Source organism: Oscillatoria sp. HE19RPO, from assembly GCF_024220515.1.
Lineage (GTDB): Bacteria > Cyanobacteriota > Cyanobacteriia > Cyanobacteriales > Laspinemataceae > Laspinema.
This window is the reverse complement of the sequence record NZ_JAMXOT010000089.1, coordinates 14,538-38,009: the sequence shown is the minus strand read 5'-3', so window position 1 is coordinate 38,009 and position 23,472 is coordinate 14,538. Positions and strand designations below refer to the sequence as shown.

General features: G+C 49.6%; 5 protein-coding genes. All 5 read right to left on the bottom strand.

Annotated elements, in window-relative coordinates; all coding sequences use genetic code 11:
* Window positions 1-48: 48 nt before the first annotated feature.
* Window positions 49-3,120, bottom strand: coding sequence for a type I polyketide synthase (locus NG833_RS08825; RefSeq protein WP_254564924.1), 3,072 nt, complete (start codon window positions 3,118-3,120; stop codon window positions 49-51).
* Between the two features lie 168 nt (window positions 3,121-3,288).
* Window positions 3,289-4,908 (bottom strand): pyridoxal-dependent aspartate 1-decarboxylase PanP, encoded by a 1,620-nt coding sequence (panP, locus tag NG833_RS08820; protein WP_254564923.1) that lies wholly within the window; start codon window positions 4,906-4,908, stop codon window positions 3,289-3,291.
* A gap of 53 nt (window positions 4,909-4,961) precedes the next feature.
* A complete protein-coding gene (locus NG833_RS08815) occupies window positions 4,962-8,279 on the bottom strand; it encodes an amino acid adenylation domain-containing protein (protein WP_254564922.1) in 3,318 nt (1,105 codons plus the stop codon).
* Between the two features lie 31 nt (window positions 8,280-8,310).
* Window positions 8,311-14,634, bottom strand: coding sequence for a non-ribosomal peptide synthetase (locus NG833_RS08810; protein WP_254564921.1), 6,324 nt, complete (start codon window positions 14,632-14,634; stop codon window positions 8,311-8,313).
* A complete protein-coding gene (locus tag NG833_RS08805; RefSeq protein ID WP_254564920.1) occupies window positions 14,624-23,425 on the bottom strand; it encodes a non-ribosomal peptide synthetase in 8,802 nt (2,933 codons plus the stop codon). The genes NG833_RS08810 and NG833_RS08805 overlap by 11 nt, the downstream gene beginning before the upstream one ends.
* Window positions 23,426-23,472: the final 47 nt, after the last annotated feature.

Here is a 23,472-nt window from a genome sequence, read left to right as displayed (position 1 = left end):
ACAGGACAAGTTTCGCAGGGACAAGGCAGTGCCTTGTCCTTTTGGGCTTTAGGCTTGAAGCAGCAATCGTTCCGCTTCCTCTTCGCTTAACCCTTCCAGTTCGGCAATCAATTCTTCTTCAATTGCCACCGCTAACTCAGCAATGGTGGCGGTTTCCATTAACCGCCGCATGGGGACTTTGACATCTAATGTGGTGGCAATTCGAGATAACAATTGGGTTGCCAACAGGGAATGACCCCCGAGTTCAAAGAAGTTATCATTAATCCCGACTTCCTCGATTCCGAGCAATTCCTGCCAAATTTCAGCTAAGGCTTGTTCGAGGTCATTTTGGGGAGCAATGTAACTAGAACTCTGAACCGTTTTAAAATCAGGTTCTCCCTCCGGCATTGTCTCAAAATTGGCTGGGAATTTGGGCAGTTCGCTGGCAGAATTTTGTCGGTTAAATTGGGGTGGATCAATCCAGTAGCGCTGACGCTGAAAAGGATAGGTGGGTAATGGAATACGGCGAGGGTTTTCTTGAGAAGAAAATGCCATCCAATCCATTTGAACTCCGGACAACCAGAGGCGGCCTGCGGTTGCTAAAAGAAAGGCTAAGTCCGATTGTCCATCCCGGGGATGACGCAGAGAACAGAGAATCGTTCTGGGTGATTTGGGATGAACTTGTTGTTGGGTTAAGGTACTCAGAGTCCGTCCCGGTCCGACTTCCAGAAAAATAGAATTTTCGCGGGTTAATACTTCAGCAATTCCATCAGAAAACTGCACAGGTTGACGCAAATGATTGGCCCAATAGTGGGGGTCAATGGCTTCCTCTGGGGTGATCCAAGTGCCGGTGAGGTTAGAGATAAACGGGAGTTGTGGGGGGTTGCGTCTCACTTGGGCGACGCGATCGCGAAATTCATCTAAAATCGGTTCCATCATCGGGGAATGGAAGGCATGAGAGGTATGCAGGCGGCGACAGGTGACGCCGGTTGCGGTGAGTTGTCGTTCCAATTGGGCGATCGCCTCAGTCTTGCCGGAAACCGCGCACAGGGAGGGACTGTTGATGGTTGCCAGGGAAAGGCTGTCCTCCAGGTATGTTCGCACTTCCTCCGCTGATAAGCAGACAGCTAACATCGAACCCCCCGGCAATTGCTGCATCAGTCGTCCTCGGACTGCCACTAACGCTAAGGCATCCTCAAAGGAGAACACTCCCGCAAGACAGGCAGCAACATATTCCCCGATACTATGCCCGATCGCCCCAGTGGGTTGAATTCCCCACGATTGCCAGAGTTGCGCCGTAGCGTATTCAATGACAAATAAAGCCGGTTGGGTGAATTGGGTTTGTGCCAGTTTTTCCGTTGCTGCTGCTTCGGCATGGGGTTCGGGATAGAGTAACGTCCGTAAATCTAGTCCCAAGTGCGGTAACAGCAGTTCACAGGCGCGGTCCACCCATTCCCGAAAAATGGGCTGATTGTCATACAGTCCCCGTCCCATGTTCACATATTGCGACCCTTGTCCCGGGAACATAAACGTAACAGGAGGGTTAACTGTGGCACATTCGCCGCTAAATACAGATTGGGGTTCCCGACTAGAAAGGGCAATTGCTGCCGCTTCCGCTGTTTCAGCAACGACCATCCGGCGATAATTAAATCCCCTCCGTCCCACTTGTAAGGTGTAGGCGACATCGGCTAAATTGCAGTCGGAATGGGTTTTTAAGTAATCCGCTAAATTCTGGCTGGCTTGTTCTAAAGCAGATACAGTTTTTGCAGAAATAACTAACAGTTGAGTTTGGCGGCTGTTTTGTACTTTTTTGCTAGTAACAGGCGCTTCTTCTAAGACAATATGAGCGTTTGTCCCGCCAATGCCAAAAGAACTGACTCCCGCCCGACGGGGGGTTTCTCCCGCTGGCCATTCTGACAGTTTGGCATTGACATAAAAGGGACTATTCTCAAAGTCAATTTGAGGATTAGGGGATTCAAAATGCAAACTGGGTGGAATTGCTTGATGTTCGAGGGCTAAAACCGTTTGAATCAATCCAGCAATTCCCGCAGCAGTGTCCAAATGGCCGATATTACTCTTAACTGAACCCAGTGCACAGCAGGCTTTTTTATCCGTATGGCCGGAGAATACTTGGGTGAGGGCGGCGATTTCAATCGGGTCTCCCAAGGCGGTAGCGGTCCCGTGGGTTTGGATATAACTGACGGTTTCTGGATTAACATTAGCCACCGCCATTGCTTCGGCGATCGCCTCTGCTTGACCTGCAACACTGGGGGCGGTATAACCCACTTTTAAATGACCATCATTATTAATGGCCGACCCTTTAATAATGGCCCGAATTGTATCCCCCTCGGCGATAGCATCTTCCAATCGTTTTAAGACAACAATTCCTGCCCCATTGCCGAATACAGTTCCTTGGGCATTAGCATCAAAAGGCCGACAATGACCATCGGGGGAGAGAATACTTTCTTCTTGATATAAATAACCCGATTGTTGCGGAACTCGAATGCTGGCTGCCCCTGCTAAAGCCATATCGCATTCCCCATTCAGCAAACTTTGGCAGGCGATATGCACAGCCACTAAGGAGGTAGAGCAAGCAGTTTGGACGTTAACGCTAGGACCCCGTAAATTCAATTGATAAGAAATCCGCGTGGGCAGAAAATCTTTATCATTGCTAATTAAGGTTTGAAATACTCCCACGGATTCAATTAAATCCCGGTTGGGATATAAATTAAATAAGGAATAACTGCTTAATCCCATCCCCGCATATACCCCTATGCGTCCGGGGTAGGTTTCGCTATTATATCCGGCATTTTCTAGGGATTCCCAAGCGCATTCCAGCATCAGGCGATGTTGGGGGTCCGTGATAGCCGCTTCTCGGGGCGTAAATCCAAAAAAATTGGCATCAAATTGTTCGACATTTTCTAAGATAGAACGGGCTTTAACATAGCGGGGATTCTGGATTAATTCTGGGTTTAACCCCGCTGCAATCATATCAGCTTCGGAGAAAAAGGAGATAGATTCTACTCCTTGTTGTAAATTATGCCAAAATTGTTCAACAGAATCGGCCCCGGGGAAGCGAATTGCCATACCAACAATCGCTATGGCATCTAGGTTTTCTATGGGTTCGGAAAAGTTATTCATGGGTTCTACTTGTGGCAACAGGAAGGGATAAACTGCTTAATTTATATAGACCAAATCCGGTTGGTAAAAGTCATTTTTCTGAATTAGCCCGCGCAGGCGGGCTTCGTCCGTATAGCCCCAGGCTTGAGCCTGTGGGTTTTTATAGACCGATATCAACCGAATTCCGTATTAGGCTAAATTCAATTGGGTAGCGAGGGCAATTTGGTCGTCTAATACCGCATCGATATCGGCTTCAGTGGTGAGGGGATTGGCAAGGGCGGCCCGTAATGCCACAATCGCCATTGGTCCATATCGAGTGGTATGAGTAATGGTGCGGGCGATAAACGTGCGTCCCGCGTGACGTTGGGCTTTTTGTAACTGTTCGTTGACTAAATCAATGGCTTGATTTTGGGTTTCGGTTAACTGTCCTTTGGCGGCTAACTCTCGCCATTGTTCGGGAATGTAACGATAAATCAACAGATTAATTTCTGGTTCAGCTAACAGTTCAAATTCTGGACTTAAGCGAACCTGTTCAGCCATATACTGAGTTTTGCGAATCCCTTCATCAATTAAAAATTCATACCCTTTCAGCCCGATCGCGTGCAATCCAGCGTGCAGAAACAGGGACATGGCAGGGCGCGACCCTTCTAGCGATCGCTGACCCAAATCTGCCGACCCTTCACGGACTGTATAACAGGCGTGTTTTTCGATTGCTTTGGCCAGTTGGGGGTTCTGGAACATCACCATACCAATTCCCATCGGTGCATACAGTTGTTTGTGAGCATCGATTGTGACCGAATCCGCCTGTTCAATTCCTGCTAACTTATGACGATGTTGTTGGGAAAAGATTAACGGTCCTCCCCAAGCGGCATCCACGTGAAAATGTACCCCTGCTGCTTGGGCGATCGCTGCCATTTCTGCTATGGGGTCGATTCCCCCTGAGTCAGTGGTTCCGGCAATGCCTACAATGGCGATTATATGTTGCTTTTGGGCGCGACATTGGGCTACGGTTTCCCGCAGGCAGTCCAAATCAATTCGGTTGTAGCGACTGGCCGGAATTTTAATTAATCCTTGACTGCCTATTCCTAATAAATCCGCTGCCTTTTCAAAGGAATAGTGCATCAAACTCGACCCAATAATCACTTGTCCTTGGTATCCGTAGAACTCCAAAGCAGCGGCTAACCCTTCTTTTTCAATGCCTTTAAAATAACCTTTCGGCCCTAATGAGCTATTGCGGGCGCACCAAATTGCGGTCAAATTAGCGCTAGTTCCGCCGGAAACAACCATCCCCAGAGTGCTATGGGAATTTTGCAGGTGGCAGTCGTAAAATTTATCGGGAAATTGATACAGCGATCGATGTAAAATGCCTAACGCTTGCCGTTCATAAGGAGTGAATGCTTTTGCGGTTTCTGTCTTCACCAGATTTTGATTCAATGCCGTCATCAATTTAGCGAGGGGACGCATAAAATGCGGCAATGCTGAGGTCATGTGACCGATAAAACGAGGGGATGAGGTATGAATGGAATGGGGAATGAGGGTTTTTGTTAAACTCTCCAAGTAAGTATCAAAACTTGAGGCATCATCTGGCAGGTGAAACTCCTGAAATTGAGCCATCAAATCAGGAAGATCAATGTCGCTGCTGGCTTCAATTTGGCGCAGAAATTGATAGGCAATTTTTAAAATTTGTTGATCAACATTTTTTTCCCAGTTTTCCGCCTGGGGTGAGGGGTCAAAGAGGCTGAGGATAGTCCCTTCAATAGAAGGATTCCAAGTCTCAATAGAGGAATTAACGGGATGAATTTGAAGCATGATAGTGACTCAATCCAAATAATTTTACAAAGGGTTAGGGTTGTGATGAGGGATTAATCTTTAGAATAGGGGTCACTATTTTTAATAGAATTTCGCCGATGTTTGCGCCGATTCATGGCGGCAATTCGATGACTTGCCCGGTCTTCACTGGGATGATGAATCGTCGCCAAGTCTGCTGGGGGGACAAAATAGTAGGCTAAAGTGGCGATTGTGGGATATTGAAACAGGATAACGAGAGGAAATTCACGGTTTAAGGTTTTTTGTAAGTGATGATGAACTTGCATCAGCAGCAATGAATGACCGCCCATTTCAAAAAAGTTATCGTGAATTCCTACTCGTTTCACCGACAGCAATTGTTTCCAAACCGAGGCAATGGTTTCCTCGATTTCGGTCCTGGGTTCTTGATAGTTTACCCCAGAGTTAACAGTTGGGTGACTCGGTTTAGGTAAGGCATGACGGTCCACTTTGCCGTTGGGATTTAACGGCAGGGCTTCCAGGGGAATAAAGACAGTGGGAACCATGTACTCCGGTAACTTGTTCAGGAGGAATTCCCGCCAAATGTTGCTACTTAAATTCCTCCCCGTTTCCCGACAAACTAGATAGGCAACTAATCGCTGATTCCCCGGTTCATCTTCCCGGACTATCACCACTCCATCCTGAATTTCGGGATGGGTTCTTAAGGCGGCTTCGACTTCTGCTAATTCAATGCGAAATCCGCGAATTTTGACTTGATTATCTTGCCGTCCTAAGTATTGAATATTGCCATCGGGGAGATATCGACCTAAGTCCCCTGTTTTATAAAGACGCACTCCAAAAGAAGCATTCCCAGGCATTTTAATAAACCGTTTTGCGGTGAGTTCGGGCCGGTTGAGATATCCTCTCGCCAGTCCTTCTCCCCCCACATAAATCTCGCCTCGGACTCCGATAGGTACAGGCTGCAACGCTTCATCTAAAATGTGAATTTGCGTGTTAGCAATCGGACGACCAATCGGAATTCTGTCTGGAATAATTTCCCCAGGATGAGAGCAGTAGTAAGTCACATCCGCAGACACTTCCGAAGAGCCATATAAATTTAATAATAGACTATTTGGTAGACTATTGTGAAAATTTTGCAATAAATCCGCAGAAAGGGCTTCTCCACTGGTGACCCAAAAGTTTAAGGCGCTCAATCGTTGAGATAAATCGGGATAAGTTTCTAACAAGACGCGCAGGAAAGCGGGGACCAGAACCAATCGGGTGACTTGTTCCTGGGCCAAAATTTCGATAAATTTTTGGGGATTTTTAACAATTTTATCCGGAATAATGATGGTTTTAATCCCTTGCAGGAGTGGTCCAAACAGTTCCCAAACGGAATCCACAAAATTTAAGGATGTTTTCTGACAACAGACCTCTGTTAGAGCAAAAGGATAGGTCTTCCACATCCAAGCAAATCGATTGATAGCCCCGCGATGGAGACCTTGAACGGCTTTAGGAATTCCAGTAGAACCGGAGGTGTAAATAATGTAGGCGATCGCCTCGGGAGTGAGTTGACGTTGGGGGTTTTCTGGACTCTCTTGTTTTAGACGTTCTCCTTCACTATCCAGACAAATTGTCGGAACGGAATCAGTCGGTAAAACGGTTAATAAATGCTGCTGAGTCACTAACAGAGAAACTCCCGCATCTTTTAACATAAAGCCCAAGCGTTCTTGGGGATAGGCGGGGTCTAGGGGAAGATATGCGCCCCCGGCTTTGAGAATCCCCAGAATCCCGACTGCCGCTAACAGCGATCGCTCAATGGCAATCCCTACAATCGTCTCACTTGTAACTCCCGACTGCTGTAAAACATGGGCGAGTTGATTCGCCTGACGGTTGAGTTCTCGATAGGTCAAGGTGCGATCACCACAAACGAAGGCAACAGCATCGGGAGTCCGTTCTACTTGCGCCTCAAATAGGTCAGGAATCGTGCAGTGACGCGGATAATCGGCCTCTGTGCGGTTCCACTCCGTCAGTAGCGCTTGTTCTGCGGGACTCGCTAACGGCAACGCGGAGAGACGCTGGTGGGGGTTCGCGGCGATCGCGGTTAGCAGGTTCTGGAAATGTTCCCCCATCCGGGCCACCGTTGCCAGGGTAAACAAGTCCCGATTGTATTCTAAATTGGCATTGAGTCCCCCGTCCGTCTCCGTGACATATAAGGTTAAATCAAACTTAGCAGTCCCACTATGGAGTTCCACGGGCGTCATACAGAGTCCTGGTAACTGCACCACGGACATTGGCGCATTTTGTAAGACAAACATCACTTGAAATAACGGAGGACGACTCAAGTCGCGATCTGGCTGTAACGCTTCCACCAGTTTTTCAAAGGGCAAATCCTGATGGGCAAAGGCATCTAGGGCAATATTCCGCACCCGCGCCAGCAAGTCTACAACAGAGGGATTGTTTGATACATCCGTCCGTAAGACAAGGGTATTTACAAAAAAGCCAATTAGCGGTTCGAGTTCCTGGCTGGTGCGATTGGCAATGGGGGAACCGACGAGTATATCCTGATGTCCAGAATACCGCGCCAACAGGATGTTCAAGGCTGTCAGCAGGGTCATATATAAGGTAACCCCCTGTTGCTGACTCAATGCCTGGAGGGAGTCCGAGAGGGCTTTGGATAACCGGAAACTGTGACTCGCCCCCTGGAACGTCTGAACTGGGGGACGGGGAGAATCGCTGGGTAAGTCCAACATCGGCAGAGTGCCACTGAGTTGCTGTTTCCAGTAGGTTAACTGTGCCTCTAACACCTCTCCCTGTAACCAGTCGCGCTGCCACAGGGCAAAATCGGCATACTGAATCGGGAGTTCGGGCAACGGAGAGGGGTTGCCTTGGGAAAAGGCAGCATACAAGGTGCTGAGTTCCCGAATCAAAACGCCAATGGACCAACCATCGGAAATAATATGGTGCATCGTGAGAACGAGCATCCAATCGCAACGGTCAAATTGGATTAATGTCCCGCGCAACAAAGGTGGACGCGACAAATCAAACCCTTGTTGTGCATCCGTTTCAGCTAGTTGTCGCCCTTGAGCTTCGCGGCGGGATTCGGGGAGATGCTGAAGGTTGATCCGGTTGAGGGTAAACTCCACCGTTGGGGCGATCGCCTGGACGAGTTCCCCTGATGCAAGGGCAAATCCGGTCCGGAAGACTTCATGGCGATCGACGATCGCTTGCAGGCTGTTTTCCAGGGCCAGCACATCCAGTTCCCCGGTGAGTCGCACTGCGGCAGGGATATTATATACGGATTTTGTCACCCCTAGGCGATCGATAAACCACAGTCGCTGTTGGGCGAAGGAGGGCGGAAAAATTGTCACCTCTTCGTCTAACTGTTGCATCTGCTGATTCAGTTTCATAACCATTGCACCCTCTCCTGAATGTTACCTTATACCCTTAGTTCAATTCGGAACGCTTCACCTGCCGTCCCTGACGCGATGCCCGGGCGATCGCTGGTACTTTCACCGGGGCTTGTCCCTGGGCGACTGCTTCCCCCAATTGGGCGATCGTTGTGGCTTCAAATAGGGTTTTTAGGGGTAATTCCACCTGAAATACTTCTCGGATTCGCGAAATCAGTTGGGTTGCCAGCAAGGAATGTCCCCCCAATTCAAAGAAGTTGTCATACAGCCCTATCCGCTCAATTTCTAGCACTTCCGACCATAATTCAGCGAGTTGCTGTTCTAGGGGGGTGCGGGGTGCTACCCAGGTTTCTTTGGGTCCGGTGAGGTCCGGTGTCGGCAGTGATTTGCGGTCAATTTTGCCGTTGGGAGTGAGAGGCAGGGTCTCTAACTCCACGAAGACAGCAGGCACCATGTAGGCCGGTAATTTGGTTTTTAGAAACCCTTTCAAATCGGTAAAAGTCAGCTCAGTGAAGGCTTTCACCCAATACGCAACCAGTCGTTTTTCCCGCAAAACCACTACAACTTGCTGCACTTGGGGATGTTGTGCGAGGACTGCTTCAATTTCCCCTAACTCAATGCGATGACCTCTGAGTTTGACCTGGTTATCGATGCGTGCGATAAATTCCAAATTGCGATCGGCCAAATATCGCACTAAGTCCCCAGTTTTATAAAGGCGAGAACCCGGTTGGTAAGGATTGGGAATAAACTTTTCCTGAGTAAGGTCCGGGCGGTTCAGATACCCCCGGGCTAACCCATCCCCCCCAATATATAATTCTCCCGGTACACCCAGGGGAACGGGTTGCAAGTTGCCATCCAGGACGTAAACCTGAGTATTGGCGATCGCCCGTCCAATGGGCATCATCCCCTGGACCTGTTCTACCCGATAAACGAGAGACCAAATTGTAGTTTCTGTAGGACCGTACATATTCCACAATTCAGCACAACGTTCCTGCAACTGTTGGGCTAAGGCGCAGTCGAGGGCTTCTCCCCCACAGAGGATTTTCAGGCTGCTGCTACCTTCCCATCCAGCGGCGAGTAGCAATCGCCAAGTAGCCGGAGTTGCCTGCATGACAGTTGTACCCGAAGCATTCAGGGTTTGTGCTAACCGAATGCCATCGGTTGCTACATCTCGACTCACTAGAACCATTTTAGCGCCTACAATCAGGGGCAGGAACAGTTCTAGGGCAGCAATATCAAACGATAGGGTGGTGACAGATAACAGGACATCCTCACTCGTTAATCCCGGTTGTCGCTGCATGGAAGTGAGGAAGTTGACCAAGGCCCGATGAGGAATTTCTACCCCCTTGGGTTTGCCTGTAGACCCGGAGGTGTAAATCGTATAGGCCAAATCTTCCGCATGGACTGGGCTATGAAGATTTTTCGGACTGAATTGGGCAATGGTCCCCCAATCCGTATCTAAGCAGACAACCTCCGCCCCATGATTGGGTAATCCGGAAACTAAGTGCTGGTGAGTCAGTAAGACAGCTACTCCCGCATCACCTAGAGTAAACTCTAATCGTTCAGAGGGATAGGCCGGGTCTAGGGGAAGATAAGCAGCGCCAGATTTGAGAATGCCTAAGAGGGCAGTCACCATATTTAGGGAACGCTCAACATAAAGTCCGACTAACTGATTCGGTTGCACCCCCAATTCCTGTAGATAATGTGCTAAGTGATTAGCCTTTGTATTCAGTTCCCGGTATGTCAGACAGTCCCCAGCAAACTCTACCGCAACCGCATCGGGAGTGCGTTCGACTCGCGCCTCGAATAAGTGATGCAGGCAGGCCGTTTGGGGATAATCCGCCTGGGTTTGATTCCCTTGGACAAGTAACTGCTGTTCCTCGGCAGGAGTCAACAAGGGCAGGTGAGAAATCGGGGTTTCGGGGGCGGTGGCAACGGCCTCCAGCAAGGTTTGCCAATGTCCCTGCATCCGTTGAATGGTGGCGGGTTCAAATAAATCAGTGTTGTATTCCCAGGTGGCTTGTAGTCCGATATCGGTTTCTCGCACATACAAACTTAAATCATATTTCGCTGTACCATTGCTATGTTCTAAGGGTTCCAGGGTCAAACCCGGTAATTCCAAAGGAGTGACGGGAGCATTCTGGAAAATAAACATCACCTGGAACAAGGGCGACTGACTCAAATCGCGCTCAGGCTGTAACGCTTCTACCAACTTTTCAAAGGGTAAGTCTTGATGAGCATAAGCGCCAAGGGTCACCTCTCGCACTCGGTTCAGCAGTTCGCAGAAGCTGGGACTGTCTGACAGATTCGTTCGTAAGACAAAAGTATTCACAAAGAAGCCGATAGACTGTTCTATTTCCTCGTGGTTGCGGTTGGCAATGGGAGAACCGACCAGAATATCTTTTTGTCCCGTATAACGATACAGCAAGGTTTTGAAGGCTGCCAATAGGGTCATATATAGAGTAACCCCTTGCCGCCCCGATAGCTGCTTGAGGGACTCACTCAAAGGATGGGGGAGGGTGAGAGATTCGCTACTCCCTCGGAAGGTTTGGACTGGGGGACGGGGTTTATCCGTAGGCAACTCCAACACCGGCAGACAGCCTCCGAGTTGCTGTTTCCAATACCCAAGCTGGGTTTCCAGAACCGCACCTTGTAACCAGTTTTGATGCCACAGGGCAAAATCCGCATACTGGATGGGAAGTGCGGGCAGAGGAGAGGGCTTACCTTCAGAAAATGCCGGATATAGGGCGGCGAGTTCGCGAATTAGCACTGCTGTAGACCAGCCATCAGAGACAATGTGATGCAGGGTAAACAGCAATACCCACTCGGTTGCACTCAATTGTAACAGTTGACCGCGCAGGAGGCGATCGCATTCCAAATTGAAGCCTTGACGGGCTTCTGCTTCTGTAAGACAACGCACTTCTGCCTCGCAATCCTCCGGGGATAAGCCTTGCAGGTCAATCACCGGGAGGGTAAAGGGAGTTGCGGGGATGATCTGCTGCACCGGATGTCTGTTAACCGTGACAAATTGAGTTCTCAGGATTTCGTGACGGCGCACAATTTCTGTGAAACACTGTTCTAACGCCGTGGGATTTAGTTCTCCGGTAATTCTAACGGCGCGAGGGAGGTTGTATGACGGGCTGCCCGGGTCGAGGCGGTCCAAAAACCAGAGTCGTTGTTGGGCAAAGGATAGAGGCGCAGTTTCACCCCGAGAGGTGGGAACAATGGCGGGAATTTCTAAGCCGAGTTCCGCCTGAATTGCCTGTTCGATACGTTCGGCGAGAGTCGCGAGGGTGGTGGCTTCAAAGAGGGTTTTCAGGGGTAATTCCACCTGGAATGTGGCCCGTAATCGGGAAATTGCCTGGGTTGCCAGCAGGGAATGACCTCCGAGGGCAAAAAAGTCATCGTGGATACTGATATCCGGGCAATGTAACAATTCCGCCCAAATCCCGGCGATCGCCGCTTCTACCGGGGTGCGCGGGGCGATATACTCCGTCGCTGTTGCTAACTGAGTATCCGGGGTAGGGAGGGCGCGGCGATCGCGTTTACCGTTGGCAGTCAGGGGTAATCTGTCCATCGCCACGAATGCTGTCGGTATCATATACTCCGGCAACCGTTGTGCTAGAAACTCCCGAATTGCCTCACTATCTAGCTTTCCAGATGGGACTATATAGGCGACTAGGCGGGGGTTTCCCGGTTCATCTTCTCGCAATGTGACCCCCGTGTCGCGGACTGTGGGATGCTGGGCGAGGACTGCTTCAATTTCCCCTAATTCAATGCGGAACCCGCGAATTTTCACCTGTTCGTCAATCCGTCCCAGAAATTCAATCGTCCCGTCGGGGAGATAGCGGGCGCGATCGCCGGTTTTGTAGAGGCGATTCTCTGGGGAATTCTGGAAGGGATTGGGGATAAATTTATCCTGAGTGAGTTCGGGACGATTGAGGTAACCCCGGGCTACTCCGGCCCCTCCAATATACAATTCTCCGGTGACACCAATGGGGACAGGTTGCTGATGCCGATCCAGGATATAAATTTGGGTATTCGCAATGGCACTCCCCAGAGGGACTGTTTTCGCGTAGGGAGGATGGGTTTGGGGTACTTCGTAAGTCAGGACCCCGACGGTGGTTTCTGTGGGTCCGTAATGGTTGAAAATCCGGCAATGGGGAGCAGATTCGCGGATGGTGGCGACTGCCTCCCAAGTGGCGGTTTCCCCACCCAGGACCAAACAATGCCGAGGTAGGATATCACTTGGGCGATCGCCGCCTAACAGGGCCATCAGATGACTGGGGACAATTTTCAGGCAGTCGATGGGATGCTGCCGGAAATATACCGCTAATGCTTGGGGGTCTGAGGACCGCATTTTAGAAATAATATGCAAAGTTCCGCCACATAATGCTGGAAAAATTACTGTATTTCCCAAGTCTGCTGACAAGGTAGAGACTAAGGCAAAACTCCCGGAAGTGGGTAAATTCAGCCGGTCCTGAATGGCGTAACAGTAATTCAAAATTTGCCGATGGGCGATCGCCACCGCTTTCGGTTGTCCAGTCGAACCGGAGGTAAATAGAATATAAGCTAAGTTGTTCTCGGTGACACTTACGGCTAAATTTTCGGCACTTTCTCCCTGGAGGGTCTCTCCATCCAGACAGACAAAAGGACAGTTTGGTAAGCGATGAGATAGACTTTGTTCTGTCACTACAGCCACAGGCTGAATGTCTTGCAAGCGCAGGGATAGAGCTTCCGATGGCAATTCGGCATCTAAGGGGAGATACGCGCCCCCAGCTTTGAGAATCCCCAGCATGGCAATGAGGGAAAAGTGAGAACGATGGGTCAAGATGCCAACCACGGCATCGGGACCGACTCCCAATTTCTTTAGGTAATGTGCCAGTTGATTGCTTTGTTGATTTAACTGCCGATAGGTGAGTTGGGTTTCTTCAAAGACTAAGGCGATCGCATCCGGGGTATGGTTAACTGCTTCCTCAAATAATTGATGAATCCCCTCTTTGATGGGGTAAGACTTCTCTGTTTGATTCAGTTGTAAGAGGAACTGCCGCTGTTGTTCCGGGAGAATCGGTAACTGAAAAATGCCTTGATTGGGATGGGCGATCGCCTGAGTTAGCAGGGTCTCGAATTGTTTGGATAGTTGCTGGATATAATCGGCTGAATAGTGATTTTCATCATAACTTAATTCAGCCTCTAATCCATCAGTCGAAGCTGTAACAGTTAATTTAACTTGAAATGGCTCACTGTGGGTAGACTGCTGAGTAATAGAAAAGGAAACTCCATCCACAGAATGGGGTTCCGGGAGGCTGATAAACTCAAATCCAATGGGAAAGAATACCCGATGGAATTCTAAGGACTCGCTATGAACATAGTCTTGCCATTCCACCGATTCAGCCAAGGATTTTGCCGTTAAATTTGCTGCTTCTTTTAAAGACAATTCTGGCGTCAGAGGAAGACGAACCGGCAAGCAATGAGTTAACAGTCCGAAGACTGATTCTAATTCCTCATAATCATCGCGGATATTATAAATCGTTCCCACAAGAATTTCTGATTCCCCTGTGAGTCGATAGAGGAGAATCTGCCAACAAGTCAGCAACAAGATGGCAGGAGAAATTTCCCACTGTTGCGCTAAGGTTTGAAGTTGGGTTACCCCTTGAGAGTCAATCGTCCAGGAATAACTTTCGGGAGTAAAAGGTTCCTGAATAGGGGTAATGTTTTGTAACGGCAGTTTCATCCGTTCTAAGGCAGAAAAATCTTGTTGTTGCCAATAGGCTAAACCAGATTCCAATTCCCCTACTTCCCCTAATAATTCATGTTGCCATTCGGAGAATTGAACATATTGCACCCCCTCTTCCTCTGAGGCATCATCTAATTTATCCGAATAGGCGAGGCTAACTTCAGTTACCCAATTTTTGAGAGTTCCATTATCCCCACATAAAGCCGGTAGGCTAACCATTAACAGCAGTTGATCCGCTGCTAGAGTGATGGCCAAAACTCGCAGGGGAGAATCCTTTTTCCCATCAAAAGAGATGGATTTTTCTGCGGTAAAAATAGCTTGAATTTTGCCTTGGACATCTTCAGCAGACACCGCGCTAAAGTCAAGGGTTTGCCAATGAAACCCACTTTGATTGTCAATCACCATCACCGGGGTTTTCATCCCCGGGATGCGACGAAATTGGGTTCGCAAAATATCATGGCGATTCACCACTGTTTGGATGGCAGATTGTAACCGTTCTAGGTCAACCTTTCCGGAGATGAGAACGCTACATTGAGCGCGATAAGCTGGATTTTCTGCCTGATAGGACCACAAGCGTTTTTGTTGAGGGGAAAGCCGAAAAGCGGCTTGATGATTACTGTGCATGAGCTTCCTCCATGACTGGGAATTGAATATCTGCTCGCTGTACCATTTCCCCCATTGCTACGACTATTTTCCGGGGTCCTACGAAGGGGTTACGACTATGAGCAGCCAGCATATTATCTAACATGACTACATCTCCTTGTTGCCAGGAAAATGTGACGGCGAGGTTTTCATAGAGGGCGGCAATTTCGGCGAGGGTTTCCTCTTCTATTGCCGAACTATCTCCATAATAAACGTTGCGGGGTAATTTATTTTCCCCAAACAAAGAAAGTAATGATTCGCGCACAGAAGCATCCAAACAGCCAATATGATGTAACAGGATTTGATTGAAAAATACCCATTCTCCCGTCTGCGGATGCTTGGCGATCGCCGGTTGAATTTTTTCTGTTCTTAATCCATTATCCGGCAACCATTGGCAGCGAATTCCCGCTTGATTGCAGTAGTTTTCAACCAAAGTGCGATCGTCGGTATGGAAAAATTCTTGCCAACTGACATCTAATCCTTCCGTAAAAGTCCGGACATACATTAACTGTTTTTGAGCTAGTTTTTCCCGGATTTGAGGATTGAGATGTTGGTAGACTTTCCGACAATCCACAATCGGGGTTTCGCCCCCTTCCTGCGCCGGTTGAGCACAGAAAAACCAGATTTTCAAGGGCCAACAATGGAGATGAGAACTTTCATTATGAAAGAGAATAGCTTTATCGGCTGGATAGGGAGTCGAACCATAAACTTTACCGCTGATTCCCTCCCGAGGTAAATCTCCATATTCGCCAAAGAGTTGGGGACAAATTCCTTGGGCAAATTGTTCAAAATCCGCCGGAGTTTGCAACCCAAAATTGCGGAATAAAATGCCACCATGTTGCTGCAACTGGGTTTGGATAAACTCGCGGTTATGCGTCGCCCATTCCACGGCATCTAGTTCGGAAACCCGGGGGGTAATCACCAGGGGAAAGGTTTCCCCAGGGGTTAGATACTCGGTGTTGATTAATTGTTCTGGGGATAAATCCACGGTTTGCGCTTGCACCGCTTTAAAGGTTTTTAATTTCAGGGATTTACGCGCTTGTTTTTGCATAGCTTGTTGTTCTCGTTCGGATTCCGGAATGAAGTCGAGGGCGTCTAGGCGACTATCAGGTTGGGTGGAAATACTGCTGAGTAAGGTGACAAAATGATGGGAAAACTTGACAATTGCACCCTTTTCAAATTTGTCAGCATTGTACTGCCATTTTCCCGTAATTCCCGATTCAGTTTCCGTTAGAAATAGGGCGATATCAAAACGGGCGATTCCGGTATCCACTGCCACGGGTTCCAGGGTTAACCCTGGCAGTTGTAAGGGCGGCATGGGGGCATTTTGTAAGACAAACAGCACTTGGAATAAGGGATTGGCAGTAGACTGGCGATCGGGACGTAAGGTTTCTACCAATTTCTCAAACGGAACATCCTGATGGGCGTAGGCATCTAAGGTGACTTGTTTCACCCGAGCTAACAGGTCCCGAAATGAGGGATTTCCTGACAAATTTGTGCGTAAGACGAGGAGATTTACGAAAAATCCGATTAACCCCTCGGTTTCCAGGGGACTGCGGTTGGCGAGGTCCGTTCCCACCACCACATCATCACATTGAGTATAGCGGTAAAGGAGAGTCTGGAATCCTGCCAACAGGGTCATAAACAAGGTGACATTTTCTTGGTGACTGAGGACCTGCACCCCACGGGCCACTTCTGCCGGAATCTGGAAGGAATAGGTTGCCCCTTTTCGTCTGCTGGCAGGCAGTTGGGGACGAGAACCGGGCAAGTTGAGGACCGGCAGAGTTCCCCCTAACTGCTGCTTCCAGTATGCCAGCTTATTCTCCAACACTTCCCCTTGTAAGACATGACGCTGCCATACCGCAAAATCAGCATACTGGATGGGCAGTTCCGGAAGTGCTACGGATTTTCCGGTGGAAAAGGCGTCATACAGGGTGGCTATTTCTCGAATCAATACCCCCATTGACCAGCCATCGGCAATAATGTGGTGTAAGACGAGAACCAACAGGCGATCGCCCTCATGTTGAATTAGGGTAACCCGCAACAGCGGAAGCTGTTCTAAATCAAAGGGTTTAAGCGATTCTGCTACAGCAGTTTTCACCCCCTCTGCCTCCCAGTCTTCCGAGGCAACTTCCGACAAATCCACCGTCACGATGTTTACCCGCAATTGCGGCGCAACGGCTTGGATCGGTTGTCCATCAAGGGCGGGAAAGCTCGTCCGTAAGGCTTCGTGACGCTCAATTACCGCATTGAGACTTGCCTCCAATGCCGCTAAATCCAGGTTGCCTGTCAGCCGCAGGACTGCCGGTATATTATAGGTTGCCGTTCCTGGTTCTAATTGTTCCAGGAACCACAAGCGTTGCTGGGCAAAGGATAGGGGTAAATTTTGATTCCGAGAGACGGGCACTAGGGGGAAGCTGGCGGTTACGGTTGTACCTGGAATCCGGGGTGCAAACTCTCTCACGGTTGGCGATTCAAACAGACTCCGCAGGGGGAGTTCTACCTGGAATGTATGACGAATCCGGGATAGGAGTTGAGTTGCCAGTAAGGAATGACCCCCTAACTCGAAGAAATTCTCCTCAACCCCGACTTGTTCTAACCCCAGGACCTGCGCCCACATTTCGGTTAGCTGTTGTTCTAGGGGAGTTACGGGGGCAATGTGAGTTTCTTTTCCTTGGCGACTGGGTGCAGGAAGGGCTTTCCGGTCAATTTTGCCATTGGGGGTTAACGGCAGGCTGTCTAAGACGACAAAAGCAGCCGGAATCATGTAATCGGGCAATTGTTGCTTGAGAATCTGTCGCCATTGAGGGAGATTTGGTTCTGCTTGGGGATGTAATACGACATAAGCGACTAACCGCGTATCTCCCGGGATATCCTCTCGGGCAATCACGACCCCTTGGCGCACCTCGGGACTCTTTGCCAATACCGACTCTATCTCACCGAGTTCAATCCGGAATCCCCGGATTTTGACTTGATTATCGACCCGTCCAATATATTCCAACGTGCCATCCGGACGATACCGCGCTACATCCCCAGTTTTATAGAGTTTCACCTCGGGATTATCGGCAAAAGGACTGGGGATAAATTTCTCAGCGGTTAATTCCGGCTGATGCAGATATCCGGCTGCCAATCCTGCGCCTCCAATATACAAATCTCCGGGGATGCCGACGGGAACCGGCTGCAATGCCCGATCCAAGAGGTAAATTTGGGTATTGGCGACTGCCCGTCCGATGGAGACAATCCCCTCACCAGGAGTCACCGGATACAGAGTAGACCAAATGGTAGTTTCCGTCGGTCCATATAAATTCCAGACGGAACCCGCCCGATTACACAACTCATCCGCCAGCAGTCGCGGCAAGGCTTCCCCGCCACAGAGGATTTTAAGCTGCGGGCGACCCTGCCATCCGCTTTCGATTAACATCCGCCAAGTTGATGGCGTTGCCTGCATGACGGTTACCTGTTGCGAGTCCAAGAGTGAGGCTAATTGCTGCCCGTCGGTGGCAACTTCGCGACTGGCAATAATCACGCAAGCGCCCACGGTGAGAGGGAGAAACAGTTCTAATCCGGCAATATCAAAAATCAGCGTTGTCACCGCCAACAGGCGATCGCCAGCCGTCAAACCCGGTTCCTTCTGCATGGAGGTAAGGAAATTGACCACACTGCGATGGCGCAATTGCACCCCTTTCGGTCGTCCCGTAGAACCGGACGTATAAATAATATAAGCCAAATCCTCAGCCCGCGCAGGCGGGCTTTGTTCGTATAGCCCCACCCTTCCAGGGTGCGGGGTAATTGCATCCTCAGCCCGCGCAGGCGGGCTTTGTTCGTATAGCCCCACCCTTCCAGGGTGCGGCTGAATTCCATCCAAACACACCACCCGCGCCTGATGACTGGGTAACGTCGAAATCAAATGGTGCTGCGTGAGAATCACCCCTGCTTGGGAATGTTCCAGCATATATTGAAGCCGATCGCCGGGGAGTGCAGGGTCCAAGGGAAGATAGGCAGCCCCAGATTTGAGAATCCCCACCAGTCCCACCAGCATTTCTAACGAGCGATCGACGTATAGCGCCACTGCCTGATTGGATTGTACGCCTATCGATTGCAAATATTGGGCTAACTGACTGGCGCGATCGCTCAATTCCTGATAAGTGAGGGATTGTCCCTCAAAAACTGCCGCCACTGTATCTGGTGTTTTGGCAACTTGCGCCTCAATTAATTCATGAATACAGGCAGTTTCTGGATACTCTGCTGCCGTATCATTCCACTGGTGCAAGAGTTGCGATTGCTCACTTGCAGTCAACATCGGCATTTCCGATATCTTTGCATCAGGATAAGCAACCGCACTTTCCAGGAGGGTTTTGAAATGTCCCAGCATCCGTGAGATTGTCCCTGCCTCAAACAAATCCGTGCTATATTCCAGAGTCGCCAACAATCCTTGACGGGTTTGGGCGATCGCCAGGGTGAGGTCAAACCGGGATTTTTTGCTGTCCAACTCCAGCAGATTTAACCGCAATCCGGGCAGTTCCAACTCCGCCATTGGGGCATTCTGGAGGACAAACATCACCTGAAAAATGGGACTATGACTCAAAGTGCGACTGGGCTGTAATACTTCCACAAGTTGCTCAAAGGGCAAGTCTTGATGAGCATAAGCCCCCAAAGCTACCTCACGCACCCGTCCCAGCAACTCCCGAAAACTGGGAGTTCCGGATAAGTCGGTTCGTAAGACAAGGGTATTGACAAAACAGCCGATTAAGCCTTCAATTTCCCCCCGATTCCGGTTAGCAATGGGGGTTCCCACCCGAATATCACTTTGTCCACTATAGCGATAGAGCAAAGTTTGGAACGCCGCCAGGAGGGTCATATAGAGAGTCACGCCGGATTCCTGAGAGAGGGTATTTAGGGCCTCACTCAGTTCACTCGGCAGGGTGAGAGATTGGGTCGCCCCCCGGAAGGATTGCACCCCTGGACGAGGGTAATCCGTGGGCAAGTCTAATCCGGGCAAATCTCCCCCCAGTTGCCGCTTCCAATAGTCCATCTGCGCCCCTAATCTGGCCTGATTCAGCCATTGGCGCTGCCACAGGACAAAATCGGCATATTGTACCGCCAGGGCGGGCAAGGGGGAAATTCTGCCGGTAGAATAGGCACCGTATATCGTCCCTAATTCCTGAATCAGCACCCCCATTGACCAGCCATCGGAAACAATGTGATGAATGACAAACAGGAGAATAAATTCATCCGGTTGTAATTGGAACAGGGTCAAGCGGACTAGGGGAGGCTGGGTTAAATCAAAGGGTTGTTGCACCCAGGCAACTGCTAGGGATGGTACTTGGGACTCCTCACAGGAAATGACCGGCAGGGTGATTCTCACTTCGGGCATAATTTCCTGGATGACGCAGCCCTCGCCCTCGACAAACCGAGTCCGTAAGGTGTCGTGACGGCGAGCAATTTCGTTAAAACTCTCTTCTAGGGCGGCAATATTCACCTCACCCTGTAATCGCACAGCAGCCGCACTGTTATAGGTTCCCGGTTCCAATCCTTCCAAAAACCATAACCGTTCCTGAGAGAAGGAAAGGGGAATTGCGCCGGTTCGAGATACCGGGACGATCGCCGGTATATCCAGCTTTTCTCCTGCGGCAAGGGAGGTTTCGATGCAGTCGGCTAATTGTGCGAGAGTCGGGGTTTCAAAGAGACTCCGCAAGGGCAACTCCACCCCAAATGTATCTCGAATTTGAGAGACGAGTTGGGTTACCAGGAGAGAATGTCCCCCGACTTCAAAGAAATTATCGTCTCTGCTAATCGGATGGCGCTGCAACAGTTGCGCCCAAATCCCTGCCAGCAGTTCTTCTACGGGAGTTCGGGGTGCGATCGCCTCGGACTGACCCTGTAATTTCTCCGGTGTCGGAAGTGCCTGCCGGTTCACCTTGCCATTGGGGGTGAGAGGGAAAGCATCCAAGACAGCGAAGGTGCTAGGTATCATATAATCTGGTAAGCGTTGACTGGCAAACTGCCGCAACTCTCGCCCCAATTCTCCCGGGCGATCGCTCGTCACATAAGCCACCAACCGCTTTTCCCCCCCTTCTTCCCGCGCCACAACCACGGCATCGCGGACTGGGGGATGCTCACTGAGGACGGATTCAATCTCACCTAACTCAATCCGAAATCCGCGAATTTTGACTTGATAATCCCGGCGTCCGACAAATTCGATTGTGCCATCGGGGAGATAGCGAGTTAAGTCCCCAGTTTTATACAGTCTGGCATTCGGGTGATAGGGCTCTGGAATAAATTTTTCAGCCGTGAGTTCCGGGCGATTAAGGTACCCTTGTCCAACTCCCCAACCGCCGACATACAGTTCCCCCGTCACACCAATGGGGACAGGTTGCTGAAACTCATCCAGGATATAGAGTTGGGTATTGGCGATTGGGCGTCCCAGTGGCACAATTTGTATCCCCTCACTCAGGGTATCCGGGATCGGATAGGTGGCAACAATCCCGCAGGTTTCCGTCTGTCCGAACATATTGATAAACTGTGCCGGATGCTGGAACTCCTGCCGCCAAATTTGAGGCAGATCGGACCGTAAGGGTTCGCTGGCAGAGACAATCAGGCGCAAATGATTCGCCAACAGGTGCGATCGCCCTTGTGCCTCTAAGCGACTCAGGACATAAGTGCTATTCCGCCAAAATGACGGGACAATATCAATGACAGTCACATTTCGGTCCTTGACTTCCTGGAAGAGGGCGAGGGGGTCTTGCCGCTGTTGTGAGGTAGCAATATTCACCGTCGCCCCTGCTGCCAAGGGGACCATCAACTGTCTGACGGAGGAGGAAAAGGCAATGGAAGCGGTATGCAGGTAAACGTCATCACTTTGGATACCCAAAGCATGACCCATTGCCTGGACATAGTGACAAAGGTTGCGATGGCTGATTTTCACCCCTTTGGGTTTGCCCGTGGAACCGGAAGTATAGATAATGTAGGCAATCTCTCCCCCCGGGGTAGTCGCATTTTCTGGGGATTGGGCGGCAATGGCATCCCTGTCGCCGTCGAGACAGACAATTTTTGCCGGAATTTCTGACAGTTCTGCGGTCAAATTAGCCTGGGTGACTAGGACCGAAGGTTGGGCATTCGCTAACATAAACCCTAGCCGTTCTTGGGGATAGGCTGGGTCTAGGGGAACATAAGCCGCCCCTGCTTTGAGGATGCCTAAAATTGCGACAACCATTTCCAGCGATCGCTCTAAATACAGTCCGACTAAATCCTGAGAATTTACCCCCAATTGTTGTAAGTAACCCGCTAATTGATTAGCGCGGGCATTCAGTTCGCTGTAGGTTAGGGTTTCCTGACTAAAAATTAAGGCAACTTTATCGGGGTTAGCCGTTGCTCGTTCTTCAATGAATTGATGAATTGTCTGGTAACCGTTATAATCCCGATGGGTTGCATTAAATTGAACTAACAACTGATGCCGTTCAGTTTCGGTTAAAAGATTGAGCTGAGACAGGGGCTTTTCAGGTGTCGTAATAATGCTTTCTAATAAGCAAATGAGTTGGTTGCTGAATCGGTGAATTGTCTCGGATTGAAACGCATTAGTATCGTATTCAAAGACTAGAGTTAGACCCTTTTCATCCGGTTGAACTGAGAGTTTCAGGTTAAAGCGACTGCCAACCCAGCAAGGGCGATCGCAAGTCAAGGAAAGCTGCGAATCCCCGTGGGTTTGCGCCTGTCTTCGCCCTTCAAAAGCCAAAGGGAAAAACGGTGCAGTTTCTGGGGGTAATCCCGATAGAGTTTCCCAAGTAAAATACTCCTGCCACTTTTCCCCTTCTGCGACTGCCTGATGCACAACCGGCAGAATTTCTGCAAAAGTTGCTGATTCCCCGGCGGAATAATTTAAGGGCAAAAATTTAGCAAAAACACCGATTGCCGTTGATAATTCAGCGTATTTTCGACCTTCTGCTAAAACGCCCAGGGTAAAAGTTTCCTGTCCCGTGAGTCTTTGGATTAAACCTAGCCAAGCCGTCAATAAAACCGTTTGAGTTTCAACTTCATAGTTGTTGGCGATTTGGGCAATTTTTTCGGTTAATTCTACCGAGAGTTTCACAGCATAATCTTGAGGCTGAAATCTGTAAGAATTCCCCTCCAGTTCCCCGGGCAATTTCAGGGTTCCTAGACCCGAAACCTCTAGCTGCCGCCAATAATCCGCGCCAATTTCGGTTTCTGGGGATTCTAATAATTGATTTTGCCATTCGGCTAAGTCAGCATATTGTAAGGGTTCATCAGATAAGGTTTCCCCTTGACAAATTGCCCGATAAGCGGTGGCAATTTCTGACCCTAAATTCTCCAGAGATTGAGCATCGGCACAAACTGCCGGTAAGCGAATTATTAATACAGACTGTTCCACCCCCAAGGAAACCCAGGCGGCGTGAAATAATGGTCCTTGTTCCCAATTAAAGGGCTGTTGTCCGATTTCCTGGATGTAAGCAGCGAGTTTACTGTCTCTGTCTTCCGGTAAACAGGGACTTAAATCTAAGGGGTCATGCCATTGGAAGTCCCCCGTCGTAATTGCTTGAACTGGCAGGGTCATTCCCGGTAAACAGGGAAAGGTGGTCCGCAGGATTTCATGGCGTTGTATTACAGTGCCGATCGCGGTTTTTAAAATCCCGGAATCGCACTTTCCGACAATCTGCACCATTCCCTGACAACAATAGGCAAAGTTATCAATTTGTTGCAGTTGCCACACCTGTTTTTGCTGGGGGGAAAGTCGAAACCCCTCAATTTCGTTCATCATGTCTCAATCTCCGATTCTAGTAGATGCACCCCTAAGCGGGGTAAACG

What these genes read in the sequence shown, in the direction of transcription:
- NG833_RS08810 (WP_254564921.1), bottom strand. Translation starts at nt 14,634, where the DNA reads ATGCACAGTAATCATCAAGCCGCTTTTCGGCTTTCCCCTCAACAAAAA.
- NG833_RS08825 (WP_254564924.1), bottom strand. Translation starts at nt 3,120, where the DNA reads ATGAATAACTTTTCCGAACCCATAGAAAACCTAGATGCCATAGCGATT.
- NG833_RS08805 (WP_254564920.1), bottom strand. Translation starts at nt 23,425, where the DNA reads ATGATGAACGAAATTGAGGGGTTTCGACTTTCCCCCCAGCAAAAACAG.
- NG833_RS08815 (WP_254564922.1), bottom strand. Translation starts at nt 8,279, where the DNA reads ATGGTTATGAAACTGAATCAGCAGATGCAACAGTTAGACGAAGAGGTG.
- panP (WP_254564923.1), bottom strand. Translation starts at nt 4,908, where the DNA reads ATGCTTCAAATTCATCCCGTTAATTCCTCTATTGAGACTTGGAATCCT.